The 16,539-nt window shown below is 36.0% G+C and carries 17 protein-coding genes; 1 reads left to right on the top strand and 16 read right to left on the bottom strand.

Annotated features, from left to right (window positions below):
* Positions 1–312 precede the first annotated feature (312 nt).
* Positions 313–906, top strand: a complete 594-nt coding sequence (locus tag HMPREF1864_RS08270) for a leucine-rich repeat domain-containing protein (RefSeq protein ID WP_062572313.1) — start codon at positions 313–315, stop codon at positions 904–906.
* A 119-nt stretch (positions 907–1,025) separates the two neighbouring features.
* Here HMPREF1864_RS08270 and HMPREF1864_RS08265 read toward each other — a convergent pair whose 3' ends face one another.
* The 16 genes from HMPREF1864_RS08265 to rsmA form a co-directional block, all read right to left on the bottom strand.
* Complete coding sequence (locus HMPREF1864_RS08265) at positions 1,026–2,024, bottom strand: ornithine cyclodeaminase (protein ID WP_062572312.1); 999 nt, start codon at positions 2,022–2,024, stop codon at positions 1,026–1,028.
* A gap of 18 nt (positions 2,025–2,042) precedes the next feature.
* Positions 2,043–3,095 carry an acyltransferase gene (locus HMPREF1864_RS08260; RefSeq protein ID WP_062572311.1) on the bottom strand — a complete coding sequence of 351 codons (1,053 nt, stop codon included), beginning with the start codon at positions 3,093–3,095 and terminating at the stop codon, positions 2,043–2,045.
* Between the two features lie 275 nt (positions 3,096–3,370).
* Positions 3,371–4,519 carry a 2-hydroxyacyl-CoA dehydratase subunit D gene (locus tag HMPREF1864_RS08255; protein ID WP_062572310.1) on the bottom strand — a complete coding sequence of 383 codons (1,149 nt, stop codon included), beginning with the start codon at positions 4,517–4,519 and terminating at the stop codon, positions 3,371–3,373.
* 12 nt (positions 4,520–4,531) lie between these two features.
* Complete coding sequence (locus tag HMPREF1864_RS08250; protein ID WP_062572309.1) at positions 4,532–5,854, bottom strand: 2-hydroxyacyl-CoA dehydratase subunit D; 1,323 nt, start codon at positions 5,852–5,854, stop codon at positions 4,532–4,534.
* A 20-nt stretch (positions 5,855–5,874) separates the two neighbouring features.
* Positions 5,875–6,693, bottom strand: coding sequence for an acyl-CoA dehydratase activase (locus tag HMPREF1864_RS08245; protein ID WP_062572308.1), 819 nt, complete (start codon positions 6,691–6,693; stop codon positions 5,875–5,877).
* A gap of 247 nt (positions 6,694–6,940) precedes the next feature.
* Complete coding sequence (locus HMPREF1864_RS08240; protein ID WP_062572307.1) at positions 6,941–8,710, bottom strand: acyl-CoA carboxylase subunit beta; 1,770 nt, start codon at positions 8,708–8,710, stop codon at positions 6,941–6,943.
* Between the two features lie 13 nt (positions 8,711–8,723).
* The gene (gene gctB, locus HMPREF1864_RS08235) at positions 8,724–9,521 is read right to left on the bottom strand and encodes a glutaconate CoA-transferase subunit B (protein ID WP_062572306.1); all 798 of its coding nucleotides are present in this window, start codon (positions 9,519–9,521) and stop codon (positions 8,724–8,726) included.
* Positions 9,521–10,492: a glutaconate CoA-transferase subunit A gene (gene gctA / locus HMPREF1864_RS08230; protein WP_062572305.1), complete on the bottom strand. Its 972-nt coding sequence runs from the start codon at positions 10,490–10,492 to the stop codon at positions 9,521–9,523. The genes gctB and gctA overlap by 1 nt, the downstream gene beginning before the upstream one ends.
* A 72-nt stretch (positions 10,493–10,564) precedes the next feature.
* Positions 10,565–11,701: a sodium ion-translocating decarboxylase subunit beta gene (locus tag HMPREF1864_RS08225; protein ID WP_062572304.1), complete on the bottom strand. Its 1,137-nt coding sequence runs from the start codon at positions 11,699–11,701 to the stop codon at positions 10,565–10,567.
* Between the two features lie 14 nt (positions 11,702–11,715).
* Positions 11,716–12,132 (bottom strand): biotin/lipoyl-containing protein, encoded by a 417-nt coding sequence (locus HMPREF1864_RS08220; RefSeq protein WP_062572303.1) that lies wholly within the window; start codon positions 12,130–12,132, stop codon positions 11,716–11,718.
* Positions 12,133–12,174: 42 nt separating this feature from the next.
* A complete protein-coding gene (locus tag HMPREF1864_RS08215; protein ID WP_062572302.1) occupies positions 12,175–12,489 on the bottom strand; it encodes an OadG family protein in 315 nt (104 codons plus the stop codon).
* 711 nt (positions 12,490–13,200) lie between these two features.
* Positions 13,201–14,247, bottom strand: coding sequence for a CAP domain-containing protein (locus HMPREF1864_RS08210; protein ID WP_062572301.1), 1,047 nt, complete (start codon positions 14,245–14,247; stop codon positions 13,201–13,203).
* 111 nt (positions 14,248–14,358) lie between these two features.
* A complete protein-coding gene (locus HMPREF1864_RS08205) occupies positions 14,359–14,925 on the bottom strand; it encodes a manganese efflux pump MntP (protein ID WP_062572300.1) in 567 nt (188 codons plus the stop codon).
* A gap of 75 nt (positions 14,926–15,000) precedes the next feature.
* On the bottom strand, positions 15,001–15,228 hold the full coding sequence (locus HMPREF1864_RS08200) for a glutaredoxin family protein (protein ID WP_062572299.1): 228 nt from the start codon (positions 15,226–15,228) through the stop codon (positions 15,001–15,003).
* 124 nt (positions 15,229–15,352) lie between these two features.
* The gene (locus HMPREF1864_RS08195; RefSeq protein ID WP_062572298.1) at positions 15,353–15,703 is read right to left on the bottom strand and encodes an ArsR/SmtB family transcription factor; all 351 of its coding nucleotides are present in this window, start codon (positions 15,701–15,703) and stop codon (positions 15,353–15,355) included.
* Positions 15,704–15,709: 6 nt separating this feature from the next.
* Positions 15,710–16,525, bottom strand: a complete 816-nt coding sequence (rsmA, locus tag HMPREF1864_RS08190) for a 16S rRNA (adenine(1518)-N(6)/adenine(1519)-N(6))-dimethyltransferase RsmA (protein ID WP_369817845.1) — start codon at positions 16,523–16,525, stop codon at positions 15,710–15,712.
* Positions 16,526–16,539 lie beyond the last annotated feature (14 nt).

Genomic DNA, 16,539 nt, shown 5'->3' with positions numbered 1-16,539 from the left:
CTAAATTCTTCTATTTTATAACCCCGACATAAACTCCCAAAAATTTTTAATTATTCAATCCTTATAATTAATTCAAAATTTAAGATTTGTGAAATCCTTTTTATTATTCTTAAGAAAGAATCTCTTTTCTTGGACAAAGTTTTTAAATATAGTAACAAAATTCTATATAAATAAACTATTAGTAAAAAAGATTTTTCTAATCATAAAAAGTGTTCATACTTCGCCTAATTAACAAGCTTCCTTTATAATTTTTGGTCCTTATGTTATAATATAGATAAGAAAAATTTTAATTAGGGGGAGGACGTACATATTATGGAAAAACCTTGGGAGTTTGATGATTTTATTTTTGACGGCGATGTTTTAAAGGGAATGACAAGAAAGGGCAAAGACAAAATCAAAAATGAAGAATTATTTGATATGGTAGTGCCTACTGAAGGACCTGACGGAACAAAGATTAGAGTAATTGGAGAACAATGCTTCTTTAGAAGAAAACTTAACTCTGTTGTAATTCCTGATACTGTAGAAGTAATCCAATACGAAGCTTTTGGTGTTAATAATCTTACTGAAGTAGAAATACCTGATTCAGTTAAGAAGATTGACGCTTACGCTTTCTACAGAAACAAATTAACTGACGTTAAGTTACCAGAAAAAGTTGAATTTATCGGTGACAATGCTTTCTCACTAAACCAAATTGGTGAAATTGCTTTTCCTGATACACTTGAATTCATTGGCGTAAGTGCTTTCTACAAGAACAATCTTACAGAAGTTAACTTACCTAAGAACATTAAAGAAGTCGACATGTATTCATTCAGAAAGAATAACATTCATGAAGTTAAAGTTCCAGCTGGTATGGAAAAACTTGACCGCAGAGCTTTCGAAGAAAACACTGTTGTTAAAGAAGCTTAATATTTATTATAAACTGTTGCTTTGGGGCAACAGTTTTTTATTTCCTTTTTTCAAGTACAAATTAGTTCACAAAAAAACTGCTGCTTAAAGCAAAAATGTTTAAAGCAACAGTTATTTTTTTACATTTCTATTTTTGTGCCTATTCCCTTTTCCTTGGCAAGCTGGTAGATCTTTTCTCCTGCCACAAGGTCTAGGCCTGCAAAGCCTACAGTCTTGAACCAAGTTATTTCTTCCTTGGACTCTCTTCCCACTTCTCTTCCAAGTAGGAGGTCGCCAAGTTCCTGAGCAACTTTCTCTTTTGTAAGTTTTCCTTCTTTCATTGGAATTATAACATCCCCTGCCTCTTCAATGACACCTTCATTAGTATCAGTGAAGATCTTATCAGCCCTCATCAAAAGTTCTGGAGGAGTTTCTTGCATGTCAGGTGTATAGGACCCAACGCAATTGACATGGACCCCCTTCTTCACCTTATTTCCATCAAATACAGGCTTCTTAGAAGTTGTAACAGTAGTTATTATGTCCACCTCTCCTAGGACTTCATCAAGTTCCTTAATCGCAAGTATTTTTGTCCCATATTTTTTTAATTTTTCATCCATCTCTCTTGCAAAGACCTCTGCCCTCTCGTAGTTCACATCATAAACGTAGGCTTCTTCTATGTCTCTTACTGCAAGTACTGCCTCAAGTTGAGTTCCAGCTTGGCCACCAGTTCCTATTAATAGAAAAGATTTTGCATCTTCATTGGCTAGGGCCTCAGTGGCTGCCCCTGAAGCTGATCCAGTCCTCAGTCTAGTAAGTATTGTCCCATCTAGGATTGCCTTTACAAATCCATTTTCCCTGTCAATTAAAATCATTGTTGATGGAGATGTAACAAGACCCCTCTCAATGTTTTCTGGATAGATGTCGATTATCTTCATGCCAAGGGCATTCTTGTCCTTGATGTAGCCCGGCATAAAAATCGCAGTGCTTGATGAGTCCTTGTCTACGTCAATTACAGTTCTTAGAGGAATGTCCGACCCTCCCTGGCTGTAATTTTTTAAAGCTTCCTTGTCTGCCTCAATTATGTCTTTTATGTCAACTGCCTTTAAAATATCTTCTTCTCTTAAAATTAATATTTCCATTTTTCCCTTCCTTCTCTCTTACAAAATTTTCAAATTTAATTTCTTTTTTATAGACCTAAGTATTATAGAAGTAATTAGTGAAATAATAAAAATCCAAAAAATTTCTAGGATGCTTACTAAGACCTTACTTAAGCCAGCAAAGTTTACATAAGTTAGCCCACGGCTGCCCAAAAAGTCCAAGAAGACCAAGTGGATTATAAAAATCACAAAAATATTTTCAGAAACTATCCTTAGAAAAGTCTTTAGCTTTTGACTTTCAATTTTTGTCTTCATACCCATGCCAAAAAGCGAATATGCCAGACCAAAAATCAAAATGTTGTTGCCTTCCCAGGCGTAGAGGTTTAAGCCTTCTCCACTCATCTTAATTACACTTAGGACCAAGAGGATATAGGATGTGATAAAGATTAAAACATAAAAGCCCGACTTCCTGTAAAGAATTTTGGACTTATACTTTTTAAAATATCCTCCCAAAAGGGCAAACATTACATAGTTGTAGGCCCCGCTAAGTTCATAAAATTTAAGGATTTTAAAAATCCTTATATTAAAGACTGTTATTGCAAAATTTATTGTAAGCGAAATTATAATCCAAATTCCCAAAATATATTTTAATTGACCCTCTTCCTTCTTCACAAGAAAATTTCCAAGTGGAGCAAAAATATAGATAAAAATTATTATAAAAATATAGTAGAGGTGATTTTTAAAGTTCCCATCTAAGATGTCGGATACCATGCTTCCAAGGTCAATTGGCTTATGGTAGTGGAAGAATGTAGAAAGGCAGGACAAACTCCTGTAAAACATTTCTGCCAAAATAAAGTAAATGAAAAACTTTACAACCTGTCTAGCAACTTTCTCATAAGAAATCTCGCCTCTTGTGTATAGAAGGTAACCACTTGCCATACAGAAGGCTGGGACGCAAAACCTAAAGAAGGACCCTGCAAACAAAAAATATTTCCAAGTCATAGTCCCCATGTCATAGGCTGATCCAGGTGCAAGGACGTGGATGGCAATAGTTGCTATTATTGCAAAAAATTTTATTAAATCTATCTTATAATCTCTCGTGAACTCCTTCATACCTAACTCCTCAAATAATTTTAATTTAATTTTATCATAAAGGCCGCCCTTTACAATGAAAGACTATAAAGATTTTTATCATCACACTTATTCAAAGGTCTTTGTAAAATTTTTTATATTTAATTGGACTTATTGGACTTATTGGACTTATTGGACTTATTCTACTTCTTGAACTTCTTAAACTCTTCTATCTCCCTAGCTTGTAAAAAATTTATCCAAAAAAGAAAGACAAACAAAAAGACGCCGATCTCTCGACGTCTTAAAAATTTATTTTATTACATTCTATTAAGTTGAACCATTTCTTCAAATGTTTCAAGTTGAGTCTTAGCTTGACCGAAGTCAGTCATTTGTTGGTCATAACCAAGTTTGATTAGTGGAATACCAGCTTTTTCGTAAGCTTGTTTTAATGATGGATATTCCATTTCTTCTGTGTCGTTGAATGTCATCATGAATACTAGACATCCATCAGCATCGTTATCAACTGCTAGGTCAACAACATATTTTGGTCTCTTCCAAATGTCTGGATCGTAAAGAATTGGATCTTCGTCCATTCTTGCAAATTGATCAGCAAGTGCCATGTATGGATCTTCAATTGAAGTATCAACGTCAACCTTGAATCCTCTTGATTCACTTGCAACGTCATCAGCTACTACACAGATGTTGAATTCGTCAAGTACTTCAAGAAGTGCAGGGTTGTCAGTGATAACACCAGAAGTTACTACTCTTGGTCCCTTACATTCTTCTTTTGGCATAGCCTTAAGTGCTTCAATAAGTTCTTTTAACATCTTGTTGTGTTCGTCTTTTAGCATGTGGTGTGATGCCTTAAGAACGTGACTTCTGTCAGATGCCTTAATAGTTTGTGAATAGTCTCCACATAGTTTAACAAATTCTCTCTTAAGAGCTCTGTTTTCGTTGTAAACTTCGAAAGCTTTCTTAAGGTTTTCGTCAGTAATCTTAACGTCACAAATTTCTTCAAGTCTTTCAGCAGCTTGCTTGAAAATTGTAGCATTGTATTTTTTACCAAAGTCTTCTTTTCTGTGTTGTGCATGGTTTAAGAATACCATAGGAATCTTTCTACCAACAGAAACTTTGTAATTTTGAGAGAATGGTCTTAGTGTATCATCAAGTGTTGTTACCATTGATGCGCTAAGTCCGTCAAGTGATCCGTCAAGACCCATTTCTAGACATCTAAGTGCTAGTGAGTAGTAGAATGTTGGGAAATATTCTTTAGCCTTATCAATTGGACCTTGTCCTCCCCAAACTCCGTATGGAACAAGTCCACCTGCATAGATTATTTCTTCAGGTGCGTAGTAAGGGAAAACACCAACTACCTTCTTACCTTCTGCAAGATACTTGTCGATTTGTTCTCTTCCGTTTTCTGCTATATGTTTAAATTCTTTTAATAATTCTTTTATATCAGTCATTTTGCACCCCTATTAAATTGTAGCCTTAGACCAGTCAGTTTCTTTAGTGTTTTCAAAGTTAGTGTAGATATCTTCTCCCTTAGCAATTCTATCTGCCTTTCTTTCGTTCATAATTTCCACTAAACCTTGAACTCTTGTCTTGTATTGTTCTTCAGAGAAGTTTCTTTCGTCAGCTTGGTCACCGTCAAAGTGAACTACTGGAATATCAAGGTCTTCTCTCCATCTTCTTTCGATTTCAGGCATTGCTCCTGACCATGGTTTACATGATCTGTTGTAGTTAACAAGTGCTCCAGAAACTCCGTTTTCTTTAGCCATTGTTTCTCTCCATTCAACACCGTCTTCGATACATACTGAACAAGGTGCTTTACAGTAAGCTGCAGCCATTTCTCTAACAGTTGTGTATTGGAACCCAAAAGCAGGTGCATATACTACTGCAGTTACGTTAACGCCATTTTGTTTTAATGGTTCAAATAAGTGTCTAAGTCCTGGCCAGCAAGGGATACCTTCAAATAGGATTCTGTGTTCTTCTGGGTATTCCCAAGTAGAAGTTCCTTCCTTAACTGATTGTTCGTATTCAGCTGCTAGAAGTTCAAAACCTTCAGCTGCATCAATTTCACATCTTGCAGCAACGATGTCTGCCATGTGGTTAAATAGGTCGAATCCAGAAAGTGGAGATGGTTGGTAAGCCATGTATGAACAAGCCTTTAACCATGCAGCAGCAGTTCTGTTTGCAATTTTACAAGCTTCTTCGAATTTCTTTTCATCAAACTTCTTACCAGTAAGTTTTTCAAGTTGGTGAATAGCATATTCGAATTGACCCATTAAGTAATCAACTTTTTCTTCAGGTACATTAACTGTATTTTGGAATGGAATATCAATCATAATCATTGGAATGTCATGCATTCTTGCGATATTTTCATACCATTTAGTCATCATGTTACAAATGTTGTTACAGCAAAGTACGAAGTCTGGTTGTGGCATCTTTCTTGAGTCAGTTGGTTCTCCAGCTGCGTAAGCAAGTGAAATTCTTGCGTAACCACAAATATCGTTGTCGTATCCCATATCTTCAGCTGTTTGGCAAAGTCTTAAACCGTCTTTTTTAGCTGCAGTTGTAGCTGCGTGGTTTTCTGGATATACAGCGTGTAGTCCAAATGCCTTTGCAAGTTCGATAGGGAATTTAGATGATGACCATCCAACTAATTCTCCTCTTTTTTTTGCATCCCATGCTGCTCCGTAAACTCTATCTACTACATTTCTTAATGCTTGAGCTGCAGGAATATTTCCTTCGATTGGTCTTGGTTTTTTACCAGGTATTTTTTGAATTGTTTCAGCCATAGTTTACCTCCTAAAATAAATTATGCATTAGCCTTTTTTTCTTTTAATTTTTCTAATTTACATTTTTGATATCCAAATAGCGCTGCACCAAGAGCACCATTTAGTTGACATAAAGGTGAAGTGTAGATCTTGTGACCTGTGTTTTCTTCAAGGGCTCTTACCATACCCTTATTTAGAGCAACACCACCTGTGAATATTATGTCATCATTTAAACCAACCCTCTTTGCAAGAGAACCAACTCTTGCGGCGATTGATTTGTGAATCCCCTTAACTATATCTTCAATCTTCGTTCCACTTGCCAGTTGCGAAATAACCTCTGATTCAGCGAAAACTGTACAAGTAGAAGAAATACTAACGTCTTTAGTAGACAGTTCGTCTAACTCTTCTAGTTTGGAAACATCTACTTCAAGAACCTTTGCGATAACATCTAAGAATCTTCCTGTTCCAGCTGCACACTTGTCATTCATTACGAAGTTTTCAAGCATACCATTGTCTCCAATTTTTAGAGCCTTGGCATCTTGTCCCCCAATATCAATGATTGTGCGAACATTTGGGAATAAGAAGTATGCACCCTTAGCGTGACAAGAAAGCTCAGACATTTGGAAGTCAGCTTCTTCTAGTGAAGTCCTTCCGTATCCAGTAGCTAAAACATAGGAAATATCTTCTCTTGTCAAGTTGGCATTTTCTAGAGTTTCTTTAATAGTTCTTGATGGTCCACTAGTTCCAGCTCCTACATCTATACAAGAGCTTGAAATAATCTCCTTGCCATCTTTTAAAATAATACTCTTTGAGGCTGTCGAACCAATATCGACGCCCATTGTATAAATAGCTTCTGCCATACAATCTCCTCTTTATTAACATTAATATCTTACTCTTCTTAATTCTACTATACTTATGTATCTTTGTCAAAAAACCTAGTAGCTAAGAAGTTGAAAATATCAGGCTTTCATGGACTTGAGGCTTTACTATTTATAAGTTTAAAATACAATTTTTTACTTATAGTAAGGTTTATTGTAATATGCAAAAATATTGGATAATCCTTTTGAGATTATCCAATAAATTGTCATATTTTTATATTTTTTAATATTATTTAATATTATTTAGTCTATCGTAATCTCTAATGATTCTTGGAGTAAGCATTTGGTGAACTGGACAAATAGATTTTGGATCTTGGTAAGCACTTTCAGTGAAAGCGATGATGTAATTTCTCCATAGATTCATGTTTACTATTTCGTCTACTAGACCATACTTAGCACAAGAGAATGGTTTTGATTTTTCAGCATAGTCTTGAATTAAATCGTTCATCTTGTCTATTGTAGGTTGAAGATCTTTTCCAGCCTTCTTATCTTTAGCAAGTCTTCTAGAGTACATTGCTGTAGCTGCTGTTTCTCCATTCATTACGTTGATTTCAGTTGCTGCAGAACCAAGTGAGAATGCATTAGTATCATTTCCTTGAGGTCCACCAAGTACATAGTGAGCTGCTGCAGTACCCTTTCTCATTGTAATTTCCATTTGTGGAAGATCAGAGTTTTGGATTGAATAAATAAGTGATTGACCAAGTCCTAGTAATTCAGCTTTTTCTGCATCATCACCTACGTCGATACCAGTAGTATCTTGTAGCCAGATGATAGGAAGTCTGTCTCTAGCACAAAGTGTTACGAATTCATTCATCTTTATTAGACCTTGTCTATAAAGCTTTCCACCGATTGAGATGTGTTTTGGATCATTGTAGTATTCTGGATAACCCATTAATAGACCTTGAACGTTAGCTACAACACCAACTAAAAGTCCATTAACTTTTGCAAGTCCAGTTACCATTTCTCTTCCGTATCCCTTTTTGTATTCCATAAATTCAGAACCATCGAATAGTCTTGAAATTACATCATAAACGTCATAAGCTTTTTTACCATTTTGTGGGATTATTGAGTACATGTCGTTAGGGTCGAATAGAGGATTCTTTGGATCGTCTACTCTGAAGAATTCTCTTTGGAATTTTGGAAGCATTGAAAGGTACTTTCTAATTCCTTCAAGAACGCCTTCTTCTTCAACGTATACTTCTCTCATAAAACCAGTTTGTGCAAAGTGAACGCCAACTGATCCTGGAGGTGTTGTTTTCTTAGCGTTTGCAGTTTGATCTGCAATTTGGTTAGCTCCTTCTTCGTCGATATAACCCTTAGGATTCATACCGCCAAGGATTCCAGCTCCACCAACAGCCATATTTGCATCTTTGTGAGCAATAATAATTGTAGGTGAAATTGAGTGGTATCCACCACCTGCTGGGTTAGTACCATAGATACCAACAATTACAGGAACTCCACATTGGTTAAGTCTAGAGTTTCTGTAGAATGGAGTACCGCCACCACGTCTGTTTGGATAAACTTTTTCTTGTTCGTCAAGCTTAACCCCAGAACAGTTTAGAATATAAACTAGTGGTATTCTAAGTCTTTCAGCAGTATCTGATGCTCTAAGAAGATCATCAGCTTGTCCTGCAATCCAAGCACCTGCAAGTTTCTTGTTATCGCTGGCAACAATGTAAACCCATCTGTCGTCAACTTTAGCAAGACCCTTTATGACACCTGTAGTTCCGTGATCATTATCACCAGGATTGTAAATTGTGTTTAGTGGGCACCATGTACCTTCGTCGATAAGATCAGCAATTCTTTGAAGTGCTGTCATTTCTCCACGTTCATTTACTTTTTCATCTGGTTTACCAGCGGCAAGAGCCTTTTCAGCAAATTCTTGAATTTCTTCTTCAATTTCTCTAAGTTTTTTGAAGTTTTCTTCGTCTACAGCTTTTAAAGGTTTACCAATTGTCTTCATATTTTGGAAATATGAACCAAGTGAATATTGAGCCATTTGTCCTCCTATATTATTCTTCAACAGGCTTCTTAATGAAAGCTTCGCCTGGGTCTATTTCTTCTCTAATAAGTCTGATTACATTTTCGTCTGGTGCTTCAAGTTCAACTGCACGAGATACGTCAATGTCAAATCCAGTGTTTTCAAGTACATCTTCTGGAGATGAAGATGGATAGTATCCTGCAAGATACATTCTCTTAGTGTCTTCATCAAATTTTAAGATACCCTTATCAGTTACAACCATTTGTGGTCCAACATTTTCAGGAATACCTACTCTAGTTCTTCCACCAGGGCCATCGATCCAACCTGGAGAAGTGATATAGTCAACTTTATCTATAAATCTTCTCTTTTCGTGTTGCATCATGATAATTGTATTTACGTAAGTTGCAATACCGTTAGCTCCACCAGATCCTGTAAATCTTGTCTTAGGGTGGTGGTAGTCACCGATTACTGTAGAATTAACATTTCCGTATGGGTCGATTTGAGCTCCACCGATAAATGCGATCATTCTCTTTTTGTCATGTCTCCATTCGTTAGCTTGGAATCCAACGTATGTTGCGTTTGTCCAGTGAACACCACAGTGTGCCATAAATCTGTTGTCACCAACTGATCTTGGAACTTCGATTGGGTCACAGTCCATAAGTCCTGATTCTACAATTAGATAGCAGTTAGGAGCGTAAACTGCCTTTGCAAGAGAAGCACCAATTAGTGGTAGTCCTGTACCTACAATTGCGATTTGACCATCTTTAATTTGTCTTGCAATTGTAACTGCTTGCATTTCCTTATTAGTATAGTTATCGTATCTAGCCATTATTTTTCTTCTCCCTTCTTTAGTACGTCTGTTGCGTATCCAAATCCTGGAACATTCTTAAGTCCAATTACTCTAGTTGCTCCTAGCTTATTAAGGTATGCATTGTGATCTTCAACTCCGTACACCCATTCGTCTAAGAATGCATTGAAATCTTCTTCTGTCTTTGATTTAACATTGTACATCTTATAGAAATCAGCATCATAGTCGTAGTATTTGTAACATTGTGAAGGGTGAGCTCCAAATGGTGCGTGAACTACTGCGTCAACACAGAATCCTGGAATCTTATTTTCGTCAGCGTCGAAGCTCTTAATGTATTCGTCACTTACAAGTTCTTCACAAGTTACGATAACTTTTCTTGCTGCGATTGCAATATCAACATCGTGGAATGTGTTTCCAAGAATTCTTGTAGTTCCATCTGGAGAAGCCATTTGTACGTGAATGATTGCAGTATCAATTTCTGGAACTGGTGCTGCAACTAATTTTTCGCCTTTTTTGAATGGGTTTTCAACATAGATGAATTTGTCATTTGGAAGTTTGTCGATTTTTTCTCTTTCTTCCTTAGAAATTCCCCATTCGTCTACTAAACTTGAACCCATCATAAGTCTAACTGGTAGGTATGGAAGGCCAAGTGCAGCTGCGTGAATTCTTTGCATTTCAACGTCTTGAGAGTAGTCTTCCATTAGAAGTTCTCCCTTTTCAACTGCTGCTCTAAATCTTCTTGATACGTTTGTATATCCTGAGTTAGCAGTGTAGCAATTTATGTATGCTTTTACTCTGCCAGCTCCAATTAGTGTGTCCCAGTCTCCCCCTGCAGGTCCTGCTTCAACTATAAAATCTTTTTGTCCTTGACGTAAGATTTCGTTTACTGCTGCGTAAGGCTTTCTGTTTGTTGTAAATCCCCCAAGAGATATTACATCGCCATCTTCAACATATTTTGCTATGGCGTCTTTAAGATTCATTACTTTACTCAAGTTAAAACCTCCTTATTGTTCCATATATAACTTGATTGCATAAATATTCAGCTCACAATGGAGCTGAATGAATTAATGACTAAATAGAATTAAGAATACACCTGCTGCTACGGCTGAGCCAATAACTCCCGCAACGTTAGGTCCCATTGCGTGCATTAGTAAGAAGTTAGTAGGATTGTATTTTCTACCTTCAACTTGTGAAACACGCGCTGCCATTGGTACAGCTGATACACCAGCTGATCCAATTAGTGGATTAATTTTTCCACCAGTTACAATATATAAAATTTTTCCAAAAATAACACCGCCTGCTGTTGCAAAGCAAAATGCCATAAGTCCAAGAACTATAATCTTTAAAGTTGCTGGTTGTAGGAAAGTTGATCCGTCTGCTGTTGCTCCAACTGTTGTACCAAGCATGATAGTAACAATATTCATGAGAGCATTTTGTACAGTGTCAGATAATCTAGCTACTACTCCTGATTCCTTAAATAGGTTACCAAGCATTAGCATACCAAGAAGTGGTGCTACGTCTGGTAGAAGTAGTGATGTGAAAAGTACTACTACAACTGGGAAAATTACTTTTTCTAGTTTAGTTACTTTTCTAAGAGAAGTCATTACTGTTTCTCTTTCTTTTTTAGTAGTAAGAACCTTCATAATTGGCGGTTGAATCATAGGGATAAGCGCCATATATGAGTAAGCTGCTACTGCGATTGGTGCTAGTAGGTGTGGTGCTAATTGTGATGTTGTAAAGATAGCTGTTGGGCCATCTGCTCCACCGATAATACCAATTGATGCTGCTTCTGGTCCAGTAAATCCAAGCTTAATAGCTACGATAAAGGCAACATAAATACCAAATTGAGCTGCTGAACCAAGTAATAGTGAAATTGGATTAGCAATAAGTGGACCAAAGTCAGTCATTGCTCCTACACCCATGAAAATTAGACATGGAAATAAGTTAGACTTAACACCATTATACATAATTGCTAGTACACCAGATGATTGCCATGGGTCTGCCACGTCCATTAAGCCTGCTAATGGTAAGTTTCTTAAAAGCATACCAAAAGCAATTGGAAGTAATAATAGTGGTTCGAATTCTTTTTTAATCGCTAGATAAATAAGAATGAAGGATACGATAAACATTACCACATTTTGCCACTGTAATGCTGCAAATCCCGATTCACCAAGAATCCCCTGTAATGTTTCTAATAACATGTTCCGACCTCCTATTATTGAACACTTGCTAGTACTGCGTCAGTATCTACTGTTTCTCCAGCTGTTACTTTAAGTGTTACTTTACCTGCACAAGGAGCTACGATTTCATTTTCCATCTTCATAGCTTCAAGAATAAGAATTACATCTCCTGCTGCTACTGTATCTCCATTGTTAACATTAATCTTAAGAACAGTTCCTGGCATTGGTGCCACTACATCTCCTGCTCCGCCTGCTGCAGGTGCTGCTGCTGGAGCTGGTGCTGCTGCAGGAGCTGGTGCTGCTGGTGCAACAGGTGCTGCTGCTGGAGCTGGTGCTACTGGTGCAACAGGTGCTGCTGTTAGTGAACCTGGTGTAAGTGATGCATATCCTCCACCAACTTTTTCAACTTCTACTTCAAAAACTTTTCCATCTACTTTAACTTGATATTTCATTAATTTCTCCTTTTCATAAATAATAGAATAACCTAAAATAATTTATTTCTTTTCGTTTATAGATACGATTCTAAAACTTTCAACTCTCGATCTTTCTTCCATGCTGATTGCTCCAACTATAGCTGCTAATTGTGCAGGGTCCATTGAATTATCAACTGGTTTTGCTGCTTTTGGTGCAGCTTTTTGAGCTCCTTGACTTGCTTTTCCTGAGTCTTCCTTACCTTGAATGCCTCCTACTATCTTAGTAATAATAACAATTGCTATTAATAAAGAAATAAGGGCTAAGAATACTACAGATAAACCTGTCAACGCTACGCCAAAGGCTTGCCCAAGGGTAAGACTAACATCTCCTAACATTATCACACCTCCCCAAGTGATTTCATATTACGGAATCCATTCCAGCTTTTAAGAATATTATAACAAAGACCTATAATTAATTCAATTAAAAAACTCTATGTATCATCAATTAATCAAAATCTTTTGCAAATCAATTATACATTAAAAAGTGAGCAAAATAAAGGAAACCCTTTTTAGAAAAATTTATCGGTTAAACAAATTTTAAGTATTTTTAGCTATTGATTACATTTGTTAAAAAAAGATTTAATTATGATTTATTTTTATCTAAAAATTTATTTTCTGGGCAAAATCTTTGACTAAATGAAAAATCAAATTTTTTATCCTTCCCTTTTTATAAAATTTTTTACTAAAATTATCTTTTTGTAAGCTTTTTTTATTTTCATTCACCCTAAACCGTTTCTACAGAAGACTGCTATCGCCGTTTGAAAAGTGGATTTAAGTTCTAAGGCTTATTTAATAAGTTAAATAATTGGAGTTGGCTACGTCTCGCCATGTGCGAAGTTTGTTGAGGGCGCATTTGAATCCCTAGTCCAAATCTTTGATTCGGTTACAAGTCTCATTCAAAATATTCCCAAAATACCGACTAAATGGAGGATAGACTAACTAGAATCTGACTGCCTAATTATGTGAATTGAGTTTAGACTTCGCTTTTAATAAATAATATTAAAAAAGAAGAAGGTTTTAAGCCTTCCTCTTTAAAAATAACTTTTTCTAATTTTCATTTTTCCAATAATAGCCTGCTGGATCTTCGTCTTTGCCAAACCAAATATGAGAAAAGTTATCGTCTATGCCTACTCCCATAACTTTTAGGTCATCCCAACCCTTATCACCAACTATAACTTTATTGTGACTTGGAGAACTTTTCCATCCTTCTAAAAACTTTTCAGGACTTCCGTAGCCCATAGCGGAAATTTCAAAGCCATCTCCTTGGTAGCTTGTAATTTCTCTTGGTTTGTCCCACATACCACTTGCAAAAGTGTGGTCTGGAGTATAAACAACTGGCGACCAGTTGCCGTTAGCTGACCACGAGTGGAGATTACCTTTGATGCCACGTCTGTCTTTAGCTTCATAAGGCTTGTAGGTTTCTGAATCTTTTACATGGGCTCTGGCAACTTCTGTCAAAGATTTTGAAACACTAAATTCAGGCTTTCCAATTTGTCTTCTATATTCATTAACTCTTTCAACAAGTTCTGCTTCTCTTAAAGTAAAGCCTTGATCAATTAGACTATAAAATCGAGCTGTTAAATATTTTTTGTCTACTTTGCCCTTTAATTTACCTTCTCGGCTTGTAAATATTTCTACTGTTTTAGTTTTTTCATTATAGTCAAGACCAAAGTCAATATAGGTACTTAAGTCTCTTAATTGGACGTAATTGTTCCCATTTATAAGTACGGTGCTAACACTTTGATCTTTTCCATCTATCTCGAAACTCGAATGATTAAAGCAGGCATAGTTAGCATCTTTTAGAGGCTGTAAGTCTGTAGAAAGCTTTTGATAAGCCTGATGATTAGTAAGGCTAACCTTGTTTTTGGCTTCGTTATAAGTTACGTTAAAAGATGACTCTGTGTCCTTTAATAAGGCAGCTAAGTCTCTTACTTTTACATGATTTTTATCATTAATTAAATAGGATTCCATTTTTACCATATTGCCGTCAATAGAAATTTCTTGACTGGTTTTTGGGTATTTAGCCTTAGCTCCGACAACTGAGCTTAGAAGAAGTACTAGGGTAAGACTAAGCATTGCAGATGTTTTTTTCATAGGTTCCTCCAAAATTTTATTTGACTTTATTATATCATAGACTTTGTTTTAATTGTGGAAAATGGTGGGTTATAATAAATTTTATCTACTATTATAATTTTATTTTCAAATTCATAGGACAAGTATGCCAAGGTGTTCAATTAAAATCTTTGTCCCCAAGAAAATTAAAATTACTCCACCTGTAACTTGAGCCTTGTCCTTTAAGGCAAGACCAAAGAACTTCCCAACTTGAACTCCAAAAAAGGAAATACCAAAAGTTGTAAGTCCAATAAGTAGGACTACAAGAGAAATTTTCATTTTTAAAAAGGCAAAGGAAACTCCAACTGCCAAGGCATCAATAGATGTCGCTATTGCCAAGATAAAAAGATTTTTTATGTCTAGTCTATCTTCTTCTATTGGGCAAGTTTTTTCTCTTGCCTCTCTTATCATATTTAGCCCAATAAATCCAAGTAGGACAAAGGCTATCCAATGATCTATCGCCTGAAGTCTTTCAGCAAAGATTGAGCCCAAAAAATATCCCATAAGAGGCATCAATCCTTGGAAGACTCCAAAGAAAAGAGCAATCACAAAGGATTTCTCATAAAAATTTTTCTTAATTGCAAGTCCCTTACAAATGGCTGCTGCGAAAGCATCCATGGAAAGACCAACTCCAACTAAGAATACCCATATTAAATTCATCTTCACTCACCAATCATTCACTCGTCACAAAAAAATAGATGCCTTATAGCATCTATCTTTATCTTATTTTAAAAATTATTTAAGCAATTCATCTAATCTTGCCTTGTCGAATCCAACGATTTGTTGGTCGTCAACACAAATTACAGGAACTCCTGTGTATCCCATAGCCATTAATTCTTGTCTTGCTTCTTTATCTGTTTGCACATTCTTTTCTTCGAAGGCAACTTCCTTATCCTTAAGATAGTCTTTTGCCATTGTGCAATAAGGGCAAGTATTACTTGTATATACTGTTACTTTACTCATATTCATTCCTCCTAACTACTTTTTCATTATACTCCAAGGTCCTTTATAAAATCAAACCTTTTGAGATTTCTTCTATATAAATAAAAATTCCTTCTATTATAAATATATAAATTTTTATTTAAAGCTATAACTTATGCTCAGCGTGTTCAAGTCCGTCCTTAAAGATGCAAAGGACGTGATCATCGTCAAGAGAATAGTAGGCCCTTCTCCCACGTCTTTTTACCTTAATTAGGTTTTGGGACCTAAGTAGGGCAAGTTGATGAGATATTGATGATTGACTCATACCCAGTAGTTCTGAAATATCAGACACGCATAGGGGCCCATTCATCAAGGCGTAAATTATTTTTATCCTTGTTGGGTCCGATAGGGTCTTAAATATTTGGGATAAGTTTTCAATTAAGTTTTCTCTTCTATTAAAATTTGATATATCTTCTTGAACCTTTTCAGGTATATCGTCGATTAAGTTTATTTTCATAATTCCTTACCCCACACTTTTAAAGTTTACACTTAAGATAATAAACTCTTCCAGGCTAAGGGTCTCTGCCCTTCTTCCTTCATCAATTACACTAAGCTCAAGGGCTCTTTTGATCTCGTCCTTGCTGTAAGGAAGTTTTGAGTTGGAAAAAGAATTTAACAAGGTCTTTCTCCTTGTGGTAAAGGCTGCCCTCACTATTTTAAATAAGAAGTCTGTGTCAAGGTCTTCTCTTTCCTTCATTTTTAAGTTTACAACTGCTGAATCAACATTAGGCTTAGGCATAAATACTGAGCTAGGAACTTGGAACTTATACTTGCAGTCTGTGTAATAATTTATAAAGACCGAAAGAGATCCATAGTCCTTGTTGCCAGGTTGAGCTGCTAGTCTCTTTGCAACTTCCTTTTGTACCATTACAGTTATAGAAACTAAATTTACCTTTGATAAAAGTAACTTTTCTATAATAGGTGTGGTCACATAATAGGGTAGGTTTGCAACAACCTTAAAGCCCTCGTCACCAAATTCTTCTTCAGCAATTTTTTCAAGGTCAAGTTCAAGGAAGTCACCATAGATAACTTTTACATTTTCTATATTTAAGGTTTCCTTGTGAAGGTCTCTTAATTTTTCATCTATCTCGACTGCTAGGACCTTCTTTGCCCTTAGTGCCAACTCCTCTGTCATGGTTCCAACGCCTGGACCAATCTCTAGGATATTGTCATCTTCACTTATTTCTGCTGCATCAGCAATTTTTCTAACAATATTTCCATCTATTAAAAAGTTTTGTCCCAGAGACTTTGTAAATCTAAAGCCATACTTGGAAAGAATTTCTGAAAGTTTGC

The sequence above is a fragment of the Peptoniphilus sp. DNF00840 genome (assembly GCF_001553125.1).
Taxonomy (GTDB): Bacteria; Bacillota; Clostridia; order Tissierellales; family Peptoniphilaceae; genus Peptoniphilus_A; species Peptoniphilus_A vaginalis.
Note: the sequence above shows the minus strand (reverse complement) of the source record. Positions and strands in the feature narration are given on the sequence as shown.